The sequence below is a fragment of the Streptomyces sp. NRRL B-24484 genome, from assembly GCF_000717715.1.
Classification (GTDB): Bacteria; Actinomycetota; Actinomycetes; order Streptomycetales; family Streptomycetaceae; genus Kitasatospora.
The window spans coordinates 322,194-339,760 of sequence record NZ_JOAI01000001.1 but is presented as its reverse complement, the minus strand read 5'-3'; the positions used below and the strand labels follow the sequence as shown (position 1 = coordinate 339,760).

General features: G+C 72.6%; 11 protein-coding genes. 6 read left to right on the top strand and 5 right to left on the bottom strand.

Annotated features, from left to right (window positions below):
- Positions 1 to 124: 124 nt before the first annotated feature.
- On the top strand, positions 125 to 2,788 hold the full coding sequence (locus IE98_RS0101510) for an MXAN_6230/SCO0854 family RING domain-containing protein (RefSeq protein WP_030262730.1): 2,664 nt from the start codon (positions 125 to 127) through the stop codon (positions 2,786 to 2,788).
- A 93-nt stretch (positions 2,789 to 2,881) separates the two neighbouring features.
- On the opposite strand, the gene IE98_RS0101505 is transcribed toward IE98_RS0101510, so the two are convergent.
- Positions 2,882 to 4,546, bottom strand: a complete 1,665-nt coding sequence (locus IE98_RS0101505; protein WP_052389984.1) for an alkaline phosphatase D family protein — start codon at positions 4,544 to 4,546, stop codon at positions 2,882 to 2,884.
- A 277-nt stretch (positions 4,547 to 4,823) separates the two neighbouring features.
- Between IE98_RS0101505 and IE98_RS0101500 the strand changes: the two genes are divergently transcribed.
- The 3 genes from IE98_RS0101500 to IE98_RS0101490 all read left to right on the top strand — a co-directional run bounded on the left by IE98_RS0101500 (position 4,824) and on the right by IE98_RS0101490 (position 8,288).
- The gene (locus IE98_RS0101500) at positions 4,824 to 7,148 is read left to right on the top strand and encodes a collagenase (protein WP_420706149.1); all 2,325 of its coding nucleotides are present in this window, start codon (positions 4,824 to 4,826) and stop codon (positions 7,146 to 7,148) included.
- Positions 7,149 to 7,251: 103 nt separating this feature from the next.
- Positions 7,252 to 7,866, top strand: coding sequence for a dienelactone hydrolase family protein (locus IE98_RS0101495; protein ID WP_324605741.1), 615 nt, complete (start codon positions 7,252 to 7,254; stop codon positions 7,864 to 7,866).
- A 2-nt stretch (positions 7,867 to 7,868) separates the two neighbouring features.
- Positions 7,869 to 8,288 (top strand): DUF3052 family protein, encoded by a 420-nt coding sequence (locus tag IE98_RS0101490; protein ID WP_199922848.1) that lies wholly within the window; start codon positions 7,869 to 7,871, stop codon positions 8,286 to 8,288.
- A 144-nt stretch (positions 8,289 to 8,432) separates the two neighbouring features.
- Here the strand turns inward: IE98_RS0101490 and IE98_RS0101485 are convergent, their stop codons facing one another.
- Both IE98_RS0101485 and IE98_RS0101480 read right to left on the bottom strand, forming a co-directional pair.
- Positions 8,433 to 8,768 carry a hypothetical protein gene (locus IE98_RS0101485; RefSeq protein ID WP_234443363.1) on the bottom strand — a complete coding sequence of 112 codons (336 nt, stop codon included), beginning with the start codon at positions 8,766 to 8,768 and terminating at the stop codon, positions 8,433 to 8,435.
- Complete coding sequence (locus IE98_RS0101480) at positions 8,765 to 12,223, bottom strand: ALF repeat-containing protein (RefSeq protein ID WP_078660701.1); 3,459 nt, start codon at positions 12,221 to 12,223, stop codon at positions 8,765 to 8,767. Before IE98_RS0101480 ends, IE98_RS0101485 begins: the two co-directional genes overlap by 4 nt.
- A gap of 529 nt (positions 12,224 to 12,752) precedes the next feature.
- Between IE98_RS0101480 and IE98_RS0101475 the strand changes: the two genes are divergently transcribed.
- Complete coding sequence (locus tag IE98_RS0101475) at positions 12,753 to 13,250, top strand: hypothetical protein (RefSeq protein WP_030262711.1); 498 nt, start codon at positions 12,753 to 12,755, stop codon at positions 13,248 to 13,250.
- 233 nt (positions 13,251 to 13,483) lie between these two features.
- Positions 13,484 to 15,280 (top strand): trypsin-like serine protease, encoded by a 1,797-nt coding sequence (locus IE98_RS44150; RefSeq protein WP_159400801.1) that lies wholly within the window; start codon positions 13,484 to 13,486, stop codon positions 15,278 to 15,280.
- A 114-nt stretch (positions 15,281 to 15,394) separates the two neighbouring features.
- Here the strand turns inward: IE98_RS44150 and IE98_RS0101465 are convergent, their stop codons facing one another.
- Positions 15,395 to 16,732: a DUF2252 domain-containing protein gene (locus IE98_RS0101465; RefSeq protein ID WP_030262704.1), complete on the bottom strand. Its 1,338-nt coding sequence runs from the start codon at positions 16,730 to 16,732 to the stop codon at positions 15,395 to 15,397.
- A 77-nt stretch (positions 16,733 to 16,809) separates the two neighbouring features.
- A complete protein-coding gene (locus IE98_RS48840) occupies positions 16,810 to 17,400 on the bottom strand; it encodes a hypothetical protein (protein WP_030262701.1) in 591 nt (196 codons plus the stop codon).
- Between the last annotated feature and the right edge of the window lie 167 nt (positions 17,401 to 17,567).

The following is a 17,567-nucleotide window of genomic DNA, read 5'->3' as shown; positions in this document are numbered from 1 at the left end:
GTCGCGGATGCGGGCGGCTCCGCGGCGTGCTTCCTTCTCCTTCCCCTTCGAAAAGAACCAGCGCGCCCCCTCTCCGCCCCCCTTCTTCCTCTCCCGCCTTCGCATCCCCCGGGGGATTCTCCGTATGACCCGAGTCGCCTCGGCTGACGTCGACGTCGACCTCGATTCGTTCCTGCTCCGCCGGCGCGGCGCCGTCTGCGTCCCCACCGGCGGACTGCTGCCCGCCGCGGACCCGTGGAACACCGCCGGCCTGGTCGCCCTGGACGCCGACCTCGCCCAGCGCGGCTACCTGCTCACCGCCGCGCTGCGGAGCGCCCTGGCCCGGCTCACGCCCACGGCGCTGGCCGCCACCGGCACCGGACTGCTGGCCCGGATCGACCACCTGCTCGGCGCCGACCGCCGACACCTCACCCTGTTCCACCGGTTCCCGGACGCGGTGCCCGACCACGCGCGCATCCTCTACTCGCGCAGCATCCGCGCCTTCCTGCTCAACCAGCCGCGCCAGCCCTGCGCGCACTGCGGCCGGACGGGCGCCGAGGCCGGCATCAGTGCCCTCGCCCCCTGCGCCCACCTGCTCTGCCCCGGCTGCCACGACGGCCTGACGGCCGAAGGACGCGGCGACCGCTGCCCGTTGTGCGACACCCCGCTCGCCGACGAACCCTGGCTCGGCGAGGACAACCCGGCCGGCCGCAAGGCCGCCGAGGAGTTCGGCGGCGAGCAGACGCTCCGCCCGCTGCGGCTCGCCGAGGGCGCGACCCCGGACGTCGCACTGGCCGAACTGACCCGGCTGCTCGCCCGCCGCACCCCGCTCGCCCCGCAGGACCGCGAGGACCTCGCCGCACTGCTCGCCCTCGCCCCCGACGACCTCACCGCACGCCTGCCCGCGCAGATCCCCGTCCGCGAGACCAAGGCCGTCGTCCTCACCGCCCTGCTGCGCCGCGACCCGGCTGCGGCCCTGCCGGTGCTCGCCGAACGGATCGACACCGCCACCGACGTGCTGCGGCTGCTCTGGTGCCGGTCCGGCGCCGAGCCCGACCTGCTGCCCGCCACCGCCCGGCGGCTGCGGCTGCGCAACCTGCCCCGCCCGCTGCGCCGCGGCCTGCTGGCGATCCTCGACGGCCTGCCGCTGCCCTCGCTCGCCGAGGACCTGCGCCGCCACCGCTCCGCCTGGCTGCGGGCGGGCGAACTCCTCCACCCGTACGAGTACCGGGACCGCTACCCGACGATCGCCGCGGCCTTCGTGCTGCTGCGCGGGACGGACCTGCGGGAGCACCCGGTCGGCGCCGAGCTCGCCGAACCGCCGCACCCGCTGCGGGTGGTGGAGACCGGCGGCCGCACCAGGCTGGGCTTCACCGGCTTCGCCGGCCGGGTCGAGTCCCGGCTCGCCGCCGGGGACGTCGCCGGCGCGGCCCGCGCCCTGGCCGCCCGGCCCGGCGAACTCGCCCGGCGCCTGCACCACCTGCTCCGGGTGCAGGCCGCCACCGCCCCCGCCGAACCGCTGCCCGCGGACGTGCTGCGCACCGTCACCGACGCCCTGCGCGGCGCCGCCCCCGGCCCGCTGCTCGGCGCCTACGGCCGGCTGCGCGGCCACCGCGAAGAGGGCGAGCGCCGGCTGTACTTCCCGCGCGGCACCGTCTCCCTGGCGCACGCCCGGGAGGACCACGGCACCGTCGTCCCGGCCGAACTCGCCCGGCCCGTCGTGGCCGCTGTGGAGGCGGAACTGCTGCGGCGGTGCGCGGGGGAGCGCTACGACCTCGCCCTGGTCGACGAGGGCCTCGCCGACCTGGTGGTGCCGTTCGCCGAGCGGGCCGCCGCCAAGACCCTGGTCGCCGTCCCGCGCGGCAGCCGGCAGCGGCTGCCGGCCGGCGAGCGCCTGCGGCTGTTCCTGCACTGGATGCAGCCCGAGCACCTGCGGGTGGACCTCGACCTGTCGGTCGCGCTGTACGACGCCGAGTGGCGGTTCACCGGGCTGTGCGACTACACCGAGCTGGTGCACGGCGACCGGGCGGCCGTCCACTCTGGGGACTTCGTCTCCGCGCCGCCGCCGCACGGGGCCACCGAGTTCGTCGACCTGGACCTCGGGCGGCTCGCCGCTGCCGGCAGCCGCTACGCGGTGATGATCGTCTTCAGCTACAACGACGTCGCCTTCGAGCAGCTCACCGACGCCTTCGCCGGCTTCATCCAGCTCTCCGCGGCCGACCGCGGCGCCGGCCACTACGACCCGAAGGCCGTCCGGCAGCGGCTCGACCTGATGGGCGACGCCAAGGTCTGCGTCCCGATGATCGTCGACCTGGCGGACCGCCGCTACACCTGGACGGACCTCAACACCGGGGCGGACGGCGGCTTCCACAGCGTCCGCCGGTACAGCGAGGAGGTCGGCCGGCTCTCCAAGGACGTCCTCGACCACTTCTCCCCGGGCAACCGGGCCACCCTCTGGGACCTCGCCGTCGCGCAGGCCGCCGCCGGCGCCGACGAGGTGCTCGTCCGCGGCCGGGACGGCGCGGGGCTGCGGAGCTGGCGCCGGCGCGAGGACGAGCCGGTGGAGTCCTTCGCCGCCCGCCTGCGGCAGCTGGTCGGCCCGGACGCCATTGAGCGGGCCACCGCCACCGAACGCCTGGCCGGCACAAGGGCGTTCGTCGCCCTGGTGGACGGCGACGTCTCGGCGCCGGAGAAGCTCGCCGGTGCGGCCTACCGTCTCTACCCGGGCCCGTTCGACGCCGCCCCGGCGGAGGTCGAACGCCTCACCGCCGGCGACCTGCTGGCCCGCTTCGCGCCCCGCGAGTCGTAGCCCCGGGGCGCTCGGGCCCGTCGAGCGACCGCCCGGGCACGGGTGTCGGGTGCCCGCCCGCGGCCTCTCCTGCCGCGGGCGGGCACGCCGACGTCACTTGACGGGGGACCAGACCCGTTCGACCTGCTGGGTGCCGGTGCGGGTGCGGTAGGAGCGGGTCCACTTGGTGGTCGCGTCGCGCCGGGTGCGGTCGGAGAGGATGTAGTAGTCCATCTGCACGGCCTGCGGGGTGATGTCGAGGACGCCGTAGCCGTGCGAGTCGAGGTCGACCCACTTGATGTGGCGGTTGGCGGCCTGGATGGCGGCGGCCGCGACCAGCGAGAGGGTCTGCGGGGCGACCTTGAGGTAGTCGTCGATGTTGTCGGAGCTGACCGAGGTGACGACGAACTCGGTGGCGACGCTGCCCGAGGCCGGGTAGGTGGCGGCCTCGCTCGGGACGTCCGCGGCCCAGGCCGAGTGGATGTCGCCGGTGAGGAAGACGGTGTTGCCGATGCCGTTGTTCTTCAGGTGCCCGAGGAGCTCGCGGCGGTCGTGGGTGTAGCCGTCCCACTGGTCCGGGTTGACCGCGAGGCCCTCGCCGGGCAGGCCGAGCAGCTTGGCGATCGGCCGCAGCAGGTAGTCCGGCAGCGACAGGAAGGCGACGGGGGAGATCATCACCTCGTTGCCGATGAGCCGCCAGGTGGTGTCGGAGGCGGAGAGGCCGGACTTCAGCCAGTCGAGCTGGGCGCGGCCGGTCATGGTGCGGTCGGCGGAGTCGACGTCGCCGCTGCCGACCTTGACCTGCTGGGAGCGGAACGAGCGCAGGTCGAGCAGGTGCAGGTCGGCGAGCTTGCCGTAGCGCAGCCGGCGGTAGGTGGTGCCGGCGATCGACGGGCGGACGGGCATCCACTCGAAGTACGCCTGCTTGGCGGCGGCCATCCGCGCCGACCAGTCGCCCTCGGTGCCGGGGGTGTGGTTCTCGGCGCCGCCGGACCAGGCGTCGTTGGCGAACTCGTGGTCGTCCCAGATGGCGACGGTCGGCACGATCGCGTGCAGGCCCTGCAGGTCCGGGTCGGTCTTGTACTTTCCGTGCCGGGTGCGGTAGTCGGCGAGGGTGGTGATCTCGTGCGCGGGGTCGTGCGGGCGGACGACCTTGCCGGCGGCGCAGAACTCGCCGGTCTTGTACTCGTAGATGTAGTCGCCGAGGAAGAGGAAGACGTCGAGGTCGCCGCGGGCGGCGAGGTGGCGGTACGCGGAGAAGTAGCCGGCCTCCCAGTTGGCGCAGGAGGCGACGCCGAGCCGCAGCCGGTCGAGGGCGGCGTCGGCGGTCGGGGCGGTGCGGGTGCGGCCCACGGGGGAGGAGGCCCCGCCGGCGGTGAAGCGGTACCAGTAGACGGTGTCGGCGGTCAGGCCGCGGACGTCCACCTTGACCGTGTGGTCGGTGGCGGCGGTGGTGGTGACCGTGCCGCTGGCGCGCACCGAGGTGAACGACCTGTCGGTGGCGATCTGCCAGACCACGTCGGTGGCCGGGCCGGCGCCGGAGCCGGGGACGGCGTCCGGGGTGGGCGTCACTCTCGTCCAGAGCACGAGGCCGTCGGCGAGCGGGTCGCCGGAGGCGACGCCGTGCAGGAACTGCGGGGCGGTGGCGGCGGTGGCCGGCGCGGTGCCCGCGGCGATCGGCAGGACGGCCGCACCGGCGGTGAGGGCGGCGGCCTTCAGCACGCGGCGGCGGCGCGGCCGGGCGACGGCGGGGAACACGGGGTCGGGGGTCTCTGTCACAGCGTCAGAGGCTACTGGCTGGTAATCAGATGTCCATACTTTGGGACGACTATTCCCTGACTCTTCATGTCCACGCCGCTTCGCTGCAGCTCAAGCCCAACTGGGCGTCTGCGAAGCGAACTTGGGCCTGCGCGAGGACTTCCCATGCCATGTGACGCGTGCAATTGTACATGTCACACCTTCACGGACAGCGGAGCCGTGCGGACCGCTCCGCCCTGCCCGTCACCGTCAACGGCCGCCCCCACGCGGCCGATTCACCCGGCCCGGAGGCCCCCACGTGCACACCTCCCGGATACCCTCACCCCTGCGCGCCCTGCGACGGCTCGCCCTCGCCCTCGCCCTCGCCCTCGTCTGCTGCCTGACGCTCGGTCTGCTGCTCTCCACCCCCAGCCAGGCCGCCCCGAGCACCCCGCAGCACCCCGCCACCAGCCGCTCCGGTACTGCCGGCGCCACCGGCCCCGCGCCGAGCCCGGCCACCGTCCAGCAGCCCGGGACGGCACTCGCCCCCGCCGAGGCCACCCTCTCCCGCCCTGCCGAACGGGCTCCCCAGCCCGCCTACGACGCCGCCGCCACCCGGCGGGACAAGCCCCGCACCGCCGACTCCCGTTCCGCCGACGCCCGTGCCGTCGCGCCCCGCACCACGGCCGCGGCCTGCTCGGTCGGCGACTTCACCGGCCGCACCGGCGCCGCCCTCGTCCAGGCCGTGAAGGCCGCCGACACCGGCTGCATCAACACCCTGTTCACCCTCACCGGCACGGACGCCCGCGGCGCCTTCCGCGAGGCCCAGATGGTCTCCGTCGCCGACGCCCTGCGGGACGTCTCCACCGCCTACCCCGGCGACAACAGCACCTCCGCCGCCCAACTGGTGCTCTACCTGCGGGCCGGCTACTACGTGCAGTGGTACCACTCCGGCGACGTCGGCAGCTACGGCACCACCCTGCAGGGCTCGATCCGCGCCGCCCTCGACGCCTTCTTCGCCGCCCCGCACTCCCGCGACGTCACCGACGCCAACGGCCAGACCCTCTCCGAGGCCGTCACCCTGATCGACAGCTCCGGCGAGAACGCCCGCTACCTCGCCGTCGTCCGGCGGCTGCTCACCGACTACGACACCCGCTACGACGCCTCCTGGTGGATGCTCAACGCCGTCAACAACACCTTCACGGTGCTCTGGCGCGGCCACCAGTCACCCGACTTCGTCGCCACCGTCACCGCAGACCACGGCGTCCTCGACACCCTCGGCGCCTTCGCGACCGCCCACCTCGGGATGCTCGGCGGCGACCGCGGCTACCTGGTCTCCAACGCCGGCCGGGAACTCGCCCGCTTCCTCCAGCACCCCGAACTCCAGACCGCCGTCCGCCCGCTGGTCAAGGACCTGCTCGGCCGCACCGCGATGACCGGCACCACCGCCCAGCTCTGGGTCGGCCTCGCCGAGATGGCCGCCGAGTACGACGCCGCCCAGTGCGCCTACTACGGCACCTGCGACCTCGCGAACCGCCTGAAGGCCGCCGTCCTCACCGTCACCCGCACCTGCAGCCCGAGCATCCGCATCCTCGCCCAGCAGATGACGGCCGACCAGCTCACCGCCACCTGCACCAGTCTCGCCGGCCAGGACGCCTACGTGCACGGCATCGTTCGCGACAACGGCCCGGTCGCCGACGACCGCAACACCACCATCGAGGTCGTCGTCTTCCACTCCAGCACCGACTACCGCACCTACGCCGGAGCCATCTACGGCATCAGCACCGACAACGGCGGCATGTACCTGGAGGGCGACCCCGCCGCCGCCGGCAACCAGCCCCGGTTCATCGCCCACGAGGCCGAGTGGCTGCGCCCCGACTTCCAGATCTGGAACCTCAACCACGAGTACACCCACTACCTCGACGGCCGCTTCGACATGTACGGCGACTTCGCGGCCGGCACCGCCACCCCGACCGTCTGGTGGGTGGAGGGCTTCGCCGAGTACGTCTCCTACTCCTACCGCGGCGCCGTCTACACCGACGCCCTCACCCAGGCCGGCAAGCACACCTACCGGCTCAGCACCCTCTTCGACACCACCTACGACAACGCCGACTCCACCCGCATCTACAACTGGGGCTACCTGGCCGTCCGCTACATGGTCGAGACGCACCGGGCCGACGTCGACACCCTGCTCGCCCGCTACCGCACCGGCGACTGGGCCGGCGCCCGCACCCTGCTCACCGGCACCATCGGCACCCGCTACGACGCCGACTTCGACCGCTGGCTCGGCAGCTGCACCCCCACCGGCTGCGGCCGCCCCGAGTGCACCGCCCCCGACACCCGCCGCCTGGAGCCGGGCTGCCGCCGCAGCAACCTCGCCTCGCCCACCGGCGACTACCGCTACCTCTACCTGTGGGTCCCGGCCGGCACCGCCCGCCTCACCGTCACCAGCGGCGGCGGCACCGGCGACGCCGACCTCTACTACAGCAACGCCAACTGGGCCACCACCGGCGCCTACACCACGAGGTCGGCCGGCACCGGCAACGCCGAAACGCTCACCGTGACCAACCCGCCCGCCGGCTGGAACTTCGTCAGCCTCCACGCCAAGCAGGGCTTCGACGGGGTCTGGGTCGAGACCTCCTGACCCCGCCACCTCCGATGCCCGTGCCCGGCCCGCCGCACCCCGGCGGGCCGGGCACGCTCTTTGCCGGCACCGTGGGGGATCATGGGAGACCGCACCGTCCCCGATCACGTCTCCCAGCACGCAGGAGCATCCCGTGGCCCAGATCGTCCTCTTCCACTCCGCCTACGGACTCCGCCCGGCCGTCCACGCCGCGGCCGACCGGCTCCGCGCCGCCGGACACGAGGTGCACACCCCCGACCTGTACGACGGCCGGGTCTTCGACACCGTCGAGGACGGCATGGCGTACAAGGACGAGATCACCACCGACGAACTGCTGCGCCGTGCCGTGCACGCCGCCGCCCCGCTGCTCGGCCAGGGTGGGCCCGGCCTGGTCTACGCCGGCCTCTCGCTCGGCGCGGCCCTCGCCCAGAACCTCGCCCTCGCGGACACCAACGCCGCCGGCCTGCTCCTGCTGCACGGCACCTCCGACATCCGCGACGACGCCGCCACCTCCGTCGCCGTCCAGCTGCACGTCGCCGAGCCCGACCCGTTCGAGCCGGAGGACTGGCTGAACGCCTGGTACCTGCGGATGACCAAGGCCGGTGCCGACGTCGAGGTCCACCGCTACCGCGGTGCCGGGCACATCTACACCGACCCCGAGCTCCCCGACTACGACGAGGAGGCCGCCGACCGCACCTGGGCCACCGCCCTGGCCTTCCTCACGGAGCTGGACGGCTGACGGTGCCCGCCGCGGCCGGCTACTCGGGCACCCCGCTCGCCCGCAAGCTCGGCATCCGGCCGGGCCACACCCTGCTGCTCGTGGACGCCCCCGAGGGCTTCACGATCCCCGGCCTCCCGGACGACCTGCTGATCCAGCACCGTCCGGACCGGGCCGCCCCCTTCGACACCGCCCTTTGGTTCCCCGGCGACCGGGCCGACCTCACCACCCGGCTCGCCGACCTCCGCACCGCCATGCGCCCGGCCGCCGGCCTCTGGATCACCTGGCCCAAGAAGGCCTCCCGCATCCCCACCGACCTCACCGAGGACGTCCTGCGCGAGACCGCCCTCCCGACCGGACTGGTCGACAACAAGGTCTGCGCGGTCGACGGAACGTACTCGGGCCTGCGGTTCGTCGTCCGCAGGGAGCTGCGGACGGCCTGACCAGTCCGCCGAACGCACCTGGGCCACCGCCCTGGCCTTCCTGGCGGAACCGGGCGGCTGATTGCGTGCAAGGCCGTCAGCTCGGGGGAGCGAAGGCAAGACGCAGCGGCCCGCCATGGTGACGGGCCGCTGCGTTCTTGATGGCTACGCCTGACTCCGCGGCTTCAGATAGCGGTCCCAGATCTGTGCCCTGCGGTACGGGCCGTCCCCGTCGGCATCGAGCTGCGGATCGTCGAAGTCGACCCAGTACATCAGCTCGCCCCTGTGCGCGAGGGGGTGGTCCACGGACTCCGGGGGACCGAAATCGTCGATCGTTCCCTCGAATTCACGCTGCCAAGGACCGTCCCACTCCGGGTCGCGGACCACGGTGACACGGGTGCCTGTAGGAAGGGGCGCGGGCGATGGGTCGTGGCTGCGTGCGGAATCACCACTCATTCCGCTCACGCCTTTCTCCACGGGGTGGTTGTCGGGCTGGATCACTGGCTGCGGTCCTTGAACTTGAAGTCGGCCGACTGGAAGGTTCGCCTGTTGTACACGTAGTGGATTTCGACGTTGTCGACCACCTGTTCCATCTTCACCCAGCCGTCCTCCGCCGGCCATCGTGGATCCTTCATCTTGATGGGGAGCTCCGTGCCGTACTCGGCGTTCTCCTTGACGAGTTCCATGACACGCTGCTCGTTCCGGCCGCCGGCCGCTGTGCGTCCGGTGGACTGCTCTGCTTCGCGCAGTGCCGTTTCGAGACCCTGGTCGAACCGCTGGATGCCATCGGCGGCCATGTAGGCGCCGCCGACTGCGACTGCAGTACTGACGGCGATGGCGGGCGCGCCGGCCAGGCAGCCGACCCCGGTGATGCAGACCGCACCGCCGGCGATGTCGCCGCTCAGTCCGGCCTGCACCATGACGAAGCCAAGCGCGGTCTCACCCGCTCCGATCCAGACATCAGGGGTGGTGAGGACAGCCACCGTGTAGTCGGCGGCGGTCTGGAGGGGATCCTGAAGCCAGTCGGGGACCCATCCGTCGTCGGCCCGGTCATCCTGTGCGTTCTTCTTCCGCCACTCCTCGACGATCTGCTGCCAACGTGCGTCCTGGGCTTGCTGCTTGGCGACGGCTGCCGCAAACGCCTCCTTGCCTGCCGCTGATGCTGCCGTCGAGTCCTTCCCCGCCGCCGTGGCTGAAGCCTTCGCCTGATCGGCGGCCGTCCGTGCCTCGGTGGCGGAGGAGCGCGCCGCAGTCGCCGAGAGTTGTGCCCTTGTGCTGGACTCGACGGCTCGGATGGCGGCCCGGTTCGCGTCTGCAGCGGCCTGGCGTGCGGACTTGGCGGACTCGGCGGCCTTGGCGGCGGAGGTGTCGGCGGCCTTCGCGGAGTCTGCGGCCTGCTTGGCGTATCCGGCTGCCTCGGTGGCGGACTCCTGCGCCTTCTGGGCGTAGGTGGCGGCATCCGCTGCTGCGTGGCGGGCCGTGGCAGCAGCCTGGGCTGCCTGGGAGGCGTTCTGCTGGGCGAGGGCGGCCACCTGCTCGGCGCCGGCGATCAGGTTCTGGACCTGGGCGACGTGGGCCGTGGTGAGGTCGTCCTTGCGCTGGGCGCGGTAGCGGCCGACCTCGATGAAGGCACGCAGACCGGTGGCCGGTCCGGCGAGGGCCGCCTCGGCGGCGAGCTTGACCTCGGGGCCGCCCGTTTCGGCGAGCTGCGCGGCACGGACCCGGTCGTCGGCCTCGCGGGTGCTGTACTGCGTGCTGTTCAGGAACGTGACGAGGGCGTCGACGGAGCCGTTGTTGAGAGCAGCGTTCGCGGCGTCCTTGAGGCCGCGGTCCCCGGCTTCGGCGATCTTCGCGATGAGGACGCGGTAGTCGGACGCAGCGGCCTGGTGCCGGCCGGTCTCCAGGAAGGTGTGGATCTGCCCGGCGTTGCCGTCGAGGGCGTTGAGGGCCGCGGTGTGCACGGCGTCGAGCCCGGTGTCGTTGACGAGGTGCTGCAGGTGGACGCGTTCGTCCTGGGCGGCGGCGTTCTGCCAGCCGGTGCGGGCGTAGTCGACCATGTCCTGGTCGGAACCGCCCAGTGCGGCCTGAGCGGCGGCACGACTCCAGGAACCGCGGATCTTCATCGCTGCCACGGCCATCCCGCGGCCGTCGGCGACGACCTTGGCCGGCGCCGTTCCAGGATCGGCGGCCTCGGCGGCGAGCCGTACGGCCTCCGCGTCGAGCTTCTTCCCGTCCTCGGCGGCGCGTGCGGCAGCAGCGGTGGCGAGATCGTTCTGAGCCTTGAGATCCCGCGCCTGCTCGACTGCAGCGGTCGTCCGGGCGGTGACCTCCTCCTGCTCGCTCTTGCGGGCCAGAGTCTCGATGCCCTTGGCCTGCTCGACGGCGGCACGAGCGGAATCGGCTGCCTGCTGTGCCGCAGCAGCGTGCGCCGTGGACTGCTGGGCCGCGGTGGCCGCGTCGCCGGCATGGGCAGCGGCGTCGTCGGCGGCCGCAGCCGCGTTGTTGGCGTGGGCGGCGGCGGAGTACGCGGCGTCGTGCGCCTGCTTGGCCGCGGTGGCCGCCTCGGCGGCGAGCGCGGAGGCGGCGTTCGCCGCCCGGGTGGCTTCCTTCGCGTTGCGCCGGGCGGTGTCGGCCGCCTGCTTGGCTTCCGCGGCGGAGGAGCCGGCCTGGTCGGCGAGGTTTCCGGCCTGTTCGGCTGCGTTGGCGGCGGCCTGCATGTTGCTGCTCGCGCTGACGGCGGCCTTGGCCGCCTCGCCGGCCGCGGATGCGGCCGCGCCGGCCTGCGCGGCCGCATCGGCGACCTGGCACGCCAGCTGTGCAGCGGTGCGGGCGGCCTCCGCGGCCTGCCGCGCTGCGGAGGCCTGCCCGGCGTCCGTCGCGGCCGAGGCGGCGGCATTGCGGGCACGGGTCGCAGCCTGGGCCGCGCCGATCGCGGCGCTGGCAGCCTCGGACGCAGCGCCGGCCGCGATGCGGGCCGCGTTGTTGGCTGCCCGTGCGGCGGAGATGGCGGCCTTGGCGGCGTCGGCCGCCCGGCGGCTGGCGTCGGCGGCGCGCTTGGCCGCCGATGCGGCCTTGGTCGCATCGTTCTTCGCTGCGGCCGTCTCGGCCGCAGCGGTCTCCGCGGCCTCCTTCGCCAGCCGGGCTGCGGCCACCGCGCGCTCGGACGCGTCCTTGGCGGCCTCGGTCTCCCGAGCGGCCTGGGCGCCGGCCTCCTTGGCCTGCACGGCAAGCTGCTGGATGCTGGAGAACTCCTGGTCCCGCGCACGGGCGATGTGCTGGCCGACGGCCAGGAACTCGCGGACGTCGTCGATCGAGCCGTTCAACGCCGAGGACGCGGCCTGACGGGTCGCCGGTCCACCGGTGCTTTCGATCTGTGCGACCCGGACGCGGTCGTCGGCGTCCCGCTGACCGTACTGGGTCTCCGTCAGGAAGCGTCGGACGTCGTCGATCGACCCGTTCAGGGCGGCGTTCCCGGCCGCCTTCGTGCCCCTACCGCCTGCCTCGACGATCTGAGCCGCACGGACGCGCTGGTCCTGTTCGAGCGGGACCTTCCAGCCGTCCTTGAGGAAGGCCTCCAGGTCCTGCGGTGCACCGGCGAGCGCCTGCTCGGCTGCCTGGCGCAGTCCTCGCCCACCGACGGCGACGATCTGCAGCGCCACCTGGCGGTCGTCCTTCACCTTCGCCGCAGCGCGGTCCGTGGCGAGGAAGGACCGTACCTGGTCGTCACTGCCGGAGAGGGCGGCCTCCGCGGCGGACCGGACGGCGGGGCCGCCGGACTGCCAGGCCTCGACGACCTTTCCGCGGTCGGTCACGGGCAGGGTGGGAAGTTCGTCGGCCGCACTGGGCGGTGCCGATACGAGCGCACCGAGCAGGACAGCGGGAAGGAGGACTCGACAAGCGGCTTGTAGGCTCGACAAACGCTTCGTCGGACCGTGATGTGTTTTCAAACTCACCATTGCCTCTGGGTTTCATTTCAATGGTCGTCAGTGCACTGACGTGCAGGCGGAGGAATATCTGAAGCCCTGCGTTCCGCTTCGTGGGCCCGTCCGTGGACTCCGCCGTCGGTGCGGTGGGTGACGGCCCCGCTCGGGGCGTTCCCGGTCCGGCGGGCTCTGCCCGTGAGGCTTCCCCCACCTGCAGTGCAGGACGATCCAGGAACCACCGCATCCCCCTTGCGCGTGCGTGATGAAAACCGCGGCCCGTCGGGTGACGGACATGCTGTGCGAAGGGCATACGAATCGGTCGTCGCGAGGTTCGTTCCGTGCCGTCCGGGTGTGTTCGGGCATGCCGCACGAGCGCATGCCCGACGGGCAGCGCCTCGCAGAATCGGATCGCCTCAGTTTCCCCCAACGCTTACAACGAGTTTATATTACCGATCGTCAGCGATCGCCTGTCATGGCAGCGCTGACCACACGTCAGTCCTTTGTGTCTCAAGTCCGTTTTGGTGCTGTTGCGAGTAACGCGCCCACATTTGAAAGGGGCCCGATGGCTTCCCGCTCCCACAGGTGGCTGCTGGCTGCAGGCATCGCCGCGTCCGTGGCGGTGCTCGCCTCCGTCACGCCACTTGCTGCGGCCGACACCGCTCCGACCGAGAACGCGGGTGCCCCCTTCGCGATCGAGGACGGTGCGTACCCCGGTGCCGACGAGATCCTCGGGTCCACCGGCGCCAAGGTGGTCGGCGGTGACGGTCACATCACCTACACCGACTGCGCGAACCCGCACCAGATCAAGGTCTGGGCCCGCAGCGTGACCCTGCACGACAACTGGATCTGCTTCGCCGCCCCTGATGCGACCGGCCGCCTGGTGCTCAACATCACGGACGCCTACCGGATTCAGACCTGGGACCGTTCCCTGAAGGCCAGCCTCTCCACCAAGGGGCAGACCGAGACCGTCGACGTGCCGAAGGACGCCGCCAAGGGCTTCGGCGAAGCGTCTCCGACGGGTGACGCCTCGACCCTGCTCGAACTCCGGATCACCGGATAGCAGCCCGCGCGTGCCCGGCCGAGGGTGCCCGCACCAGCGGCCGGGTTGTGCCGCGCGACTCAGGAACGTCCGACCGTCACCTCATCCTGGAACAGGTTATCTTCATCATGAACTCCAAGCGCCTTCGGCCGAGTTGGCTGACAGGCCTCGCATCGACTGCTCTCGCAGCCGGACTGCTCGCCGTGGGCGGCTCGACCGTGGCCACCGCTGACGATGCGGACCCCCATGCGGTCGTGTCTCCGTCGACCGAGTACTCCTTCACCGCGAGGCTCGACATCGGTGACGGCAAGCGCAGTTGCTCGGGCGCAGTGATCGACAAGTCCTGGGTGCTCACGGCAGCCAGCTGCTTCGTCGACAACCCGGCCGCGGGCATCGACCTGGCGCCCGGTGCGCCGAAGGACACCACGGTCGTGACGATCCCGTCGCTGGCCTACAAGGCAGGCGAGCCGATACCGACGTACACGGTCGCCGAGCTCGTTCCCCGGACGGACCGCGACCTGGTCCTGGCCCGTCTCAACGCACCGGTCCAGGGCCTGTCCAAGGTTCTCGACATCGGTGCCGGCGTTCCGAAGAAGGGCGACGCGGTGACGGTGGCCGGCTACGGCCGTACCCGCACCGAGTGGGCCGCCAAGCTGCACGCCAACGCCTTCACGGTGGGCGCGGTGGGCGCGACCGGCATCGACCTGGCCGCGCCCTCGGGCAGCGACGCCGTCATCTGCAAGGGCGACACCGGCGGCCCGGCCGTGCGGAGCGTCGACCTGACCCCCGATGCCGCGGTCGGCCAGCACCGCTACCGCTACGAGTTGGTGGCCATCAACAGCCGGTCCTGGCAGAACGGTTGCCTCGGCTCCAAGGAGACCGAGCACAGCGGCGCCTACGACACCCGCGTCGACGACCTCGCCACCTGGCTGCAGGACAAGGCCGGCATCTACCCGGCGTCCGGGTACACCCCCGTCACCGCCACGCGTGTGATGGACACCCGTTCCGCGGGCGGCCGCACCTGGGCGCCGGTGGCGGGGCAGGGCGGCAACGAGAAGGTGCTGAACCTGGGCCCGGACAGCACCGGCCCGTTCAAGCTGCCGCAGGGCGCCAGCGCGGTGGTCCTCAACGTGACGGTCGTGAACCCGTCGACGGCCGGCTTCGTCGCGGTCGAGCCGAACGACAAGGCCAAGCCCACCACCTCGTCGGTCAACTTCGCCGCGGGCCAGACCGTCGCGAACCTGGTGACCGCGCCGGTCGGTGCGGACGGCAAGGTCTACCTGTGGACGACCACCAGCGACTTCGACGCGATCGTCGACGTCGCCGGCTACTACAGCCCGACCTCGCCCAACAAGTACGCCCCGCAGACTCCGGTCCGCCTGCTGGACACCCGCTCGGCGGGCGGTCCGCTCGGTGCGGGCGCCACGAAGGACGTCCAGATCACGGGCCAGAACGGCATCCCGGCCGACGCCACCGCGGCCGTCGTGACGCTGACCGCCGTCCAGCCCACCGCGGCCGGCTTCTTCATCGCGCACCCGGCCGGTGCGGCCCGCCCGAGCACCTCGAACGTCAACTTCACGCCCGGGTCGATCATCTCCAACCAGGCCATCGTGCCGATCGGGGCAGGCGGCAGGATCAGCCTGTTCAACTCGGGTGGCAGCACCAACGCGATCGTGGACCTGGTCGGCTACTACAGCCCCAGCGCGACCGAGCTGTTCCACCCGGTGAGCCCGGGCCGTCTGCTGGACACCCGGCAGAACAACGGTGCGCCGCTCGCCTTCGAGCAGGTCACGACCGTCGGCAACCTGCCGGCCACCGCGGACGCCGTGGTGGTGAACGCGACCACCACCGGCAGCGACGCCGACGGGTTCTTCAGCCTGTTCGCGCACGGCACCACGCGCCCGACGTCCAGCTCGCTGAACTTCTCGGCGGGCCAGAACCTCTCGGTCCACGCCACGGTCGCCACCGGTGACCGGCAGATCGACCTGTACAACCACGCCACGCACAGCCACGCCATCGTGGACCTGACGGGCTACTTCGCCAAGTACTGACAGCCGAGTACTGATCGCCGGGTACTGATCCGGCGGGGGCACACCAGAGGGCCCGGTGGCCCGGCGCAGACGCTGCGCCGGACCGCCGGGCCCTTCGCATGACGCGGGCGGGGCCTACAGCCCCGGGATGCGGCCGTTGCGGAAGAGGTCGACGAAGAGCTGGTGGTCGCGGCGGGCGCGGTCGCCGTACGCGTGGGCGAAGTCGACGAGCATCCCGGTGAAGCCGTCCTCGTCGTCGGCGATCGCCTTGTCGATGGCGTGCTCGGTGGAGAACGGGACGAGGCTGTGGCCGCTGGAGGACTCGTCGGCGGCGGCGTGCATGGTGGCGGTGGCCCGGCCGAGGTACTCGGTGACGGTGCGCAGGTCGTCCGGCTCGTTGAGGTCCGTCCAGTCGAGGTCGGCCGCGTACGGGGAGACCTCGGCGACGAGCTGGCCGCGGCCGTGCAGGGTGGTGTACCCCAGCCACGGGTCGCTGTGGTCCTGCAGGGCGCGCTGCGAGATGACCGTGCGGTGCCCCTCGTGCTCGAAGTAGCCGCGGATCGCCGGGTCGGTGACGTGCCGGGACACGGCAGGCGTCTGCCCCTGCTTCATGTAGATGATCACGTCGTTCTCGAGGGCGTCGGTGTGGCCCTCCAGCAGCAGGTTGTACGAGGGCAGGCCGGCGCTGCCGATGCCGATGCCGCGGCGGCCGCAGACGTCCTTGACCCGCAGCGCGTCCGGGCGGGTGCGGGAGGCGGGCGGCAGGGTCTCCAGGTAGCGGTCGAAGGCGGCCAGCACCTCGGTGCGGGTGTCCGCGTCCAGCTGGAAGGCGCCGCCGCCGATCCGGAACCGGCGGTCCCAGCCCTCGACGACGGTCTCCGCGTCGAGCAGCTCCACCCGGGTCTGCAGCCGGGCGCGGCGCAGCGTGTCGAGGATCGGCCCGTCGGCGGTGTCCAGGGTGAACTGGGCGGCGGCGCCGTTGCCGGCCAGCGCGGCGATCTGGCCGCGGTAGGCGGCGGCGAAGGCGCGCACCAGGCCGGTGATGGTGTCGTCGGAGAGCGCCTTGGCGTAGCCGATCAGGGCGAGGCTGGCGGCGAGCCGCTGGACGTCCCAGGTGAAGGCGCCGACGTAGGCCTCGTCGAAGTCGTTGACGTTGAAGACCAGCCGGCCCTCGGCGTTCAGGTAGGTGCCGAAGTTCTCGGCGTGCAGGTCGCCGTGGATCCAGACCCGGCCGGTGCGCTCGTCCAGGAAGCGGGCGCCGTACTCCCGGTAGGGGTCGGTGGTGAGGTCGGCGTAGAAGAGCGCCGCGGTGCCCCGGTAGAAGGCGAAGGCCGAGGCGGCCATCTTGCGGAACTTCACCCGGAACGCGGCCGGGTCCTGCGCCAGCAGCTCGCCGAACGCGGAGTCGAAGACCCGCAGGACGGTTTCCGCGCGCTCCGGCTCGCGGTCGGCGACGGTGGGCTGGTCGGGCATGGGCCTTCCAATCGGTGCGGTCTGTCGGTGGTGCTGTCCGGTCCGCAGGGGAAGGACGCGCGGCGGACGGCCGGGGTTCAGGCGTTCGGCGGCGCGGGCGGCGCCGGCGGGGGACCGGGCGGCGTCGTCGGCGGTATCGGCGGGTGGGCCTGGCGCTGCGCGGGGACGTACGGGTGGAAGGCTACCGGGGCGGGCGCCGCCGGGGCGGTCGGACGGGTCGCGCCGACGATCGCGGCGACGGCGATCGCGATCCCGATGGTGAGCAGCAGGGTCATGTTCAGCCACAGGTGGCTGACCGGCTCGGCGAAGGTCCGCCGGGAGGCCGAGTGGACCACCTGGTTCAGCACCTGGCCGAGGGAGGCGAAGGCGGTCACCGAGGTCAGCGCCACCGCCGCCGGGCGGACCCAGCGGCCGCCCGTGAAGGCGCCGACCGCGAGGACGGCCAGGGCGACGCAGAGCCCGGTGTCGTAGCCGAAGAAGCCGACCGGCGCGTCGACGTAGTCCGCGTAGGAGACGCCGAGGGCGGTCAGCAGGTAGCCGGGGCCCTTCTGCGTGACGTCGTAGGCGAGCACGCCGAGCTCGGAGGCCAGCTGGACGAGCATCAGCACGCCGATCGCGGTCAGCCCTCCGCCTCGCGCCCGCTGCTGCACCACCGGGCCGAATGCCATGGAACCCCTCCTCGCACGTCAGTGCGCCAGAGGCTATCGGCGCGAACGGCCGGGCCGGAACCCCGGGTCTCCTTCCGTGACCCGTTGACCGCCGAACGTGACCCGCCGACGCCCGAAAGTGACCCGTCGGCGCCCGGAAGTGAGGGGAACGACGTGGGGAGCGAGCA

Excerpts from the sequence above, each read along its gene's own strand:
- IE98_RS0101510 (WP_030262730.1), top strand. The coding sequence starts at position 125 with ATGACCCGAGTCGCCTCGGCTGACGTCGACGTCGACCTCGATTCGTTC.
- IE98_RS0101475 (WP_030262711.1), top strand. The coding sequence starts at position 12,753 with ATGGCTTCCCGCTCCCACAGGTGGCTGCTGGCTGCAGGCATCGCCGCG.
- IE98_RS0101480 (WP_078660701.1), bottom strand. The coding sequence starts at position 12,223 with ATGGTGAGTTTGAAAACACATCACGGTCCGACGAAGCGTTTGTCGAGC.
- IE98_RS0101465 (WP_030262704.1), bottom strand. The coding sequence starts at position 16,732 with ATGCCCGACCAGCCCACCGTCGCCGACCGCGAGCCGGAGCGCGCGGAA.
- IE98_RS48840 (WP_030262701.1), bottom strand. The coding sequence starts at position 17,400 with ATGGCATTCGGCCCGGTGGTGCAGCAGCGGGCGCGAGGCGGAGGGCTG.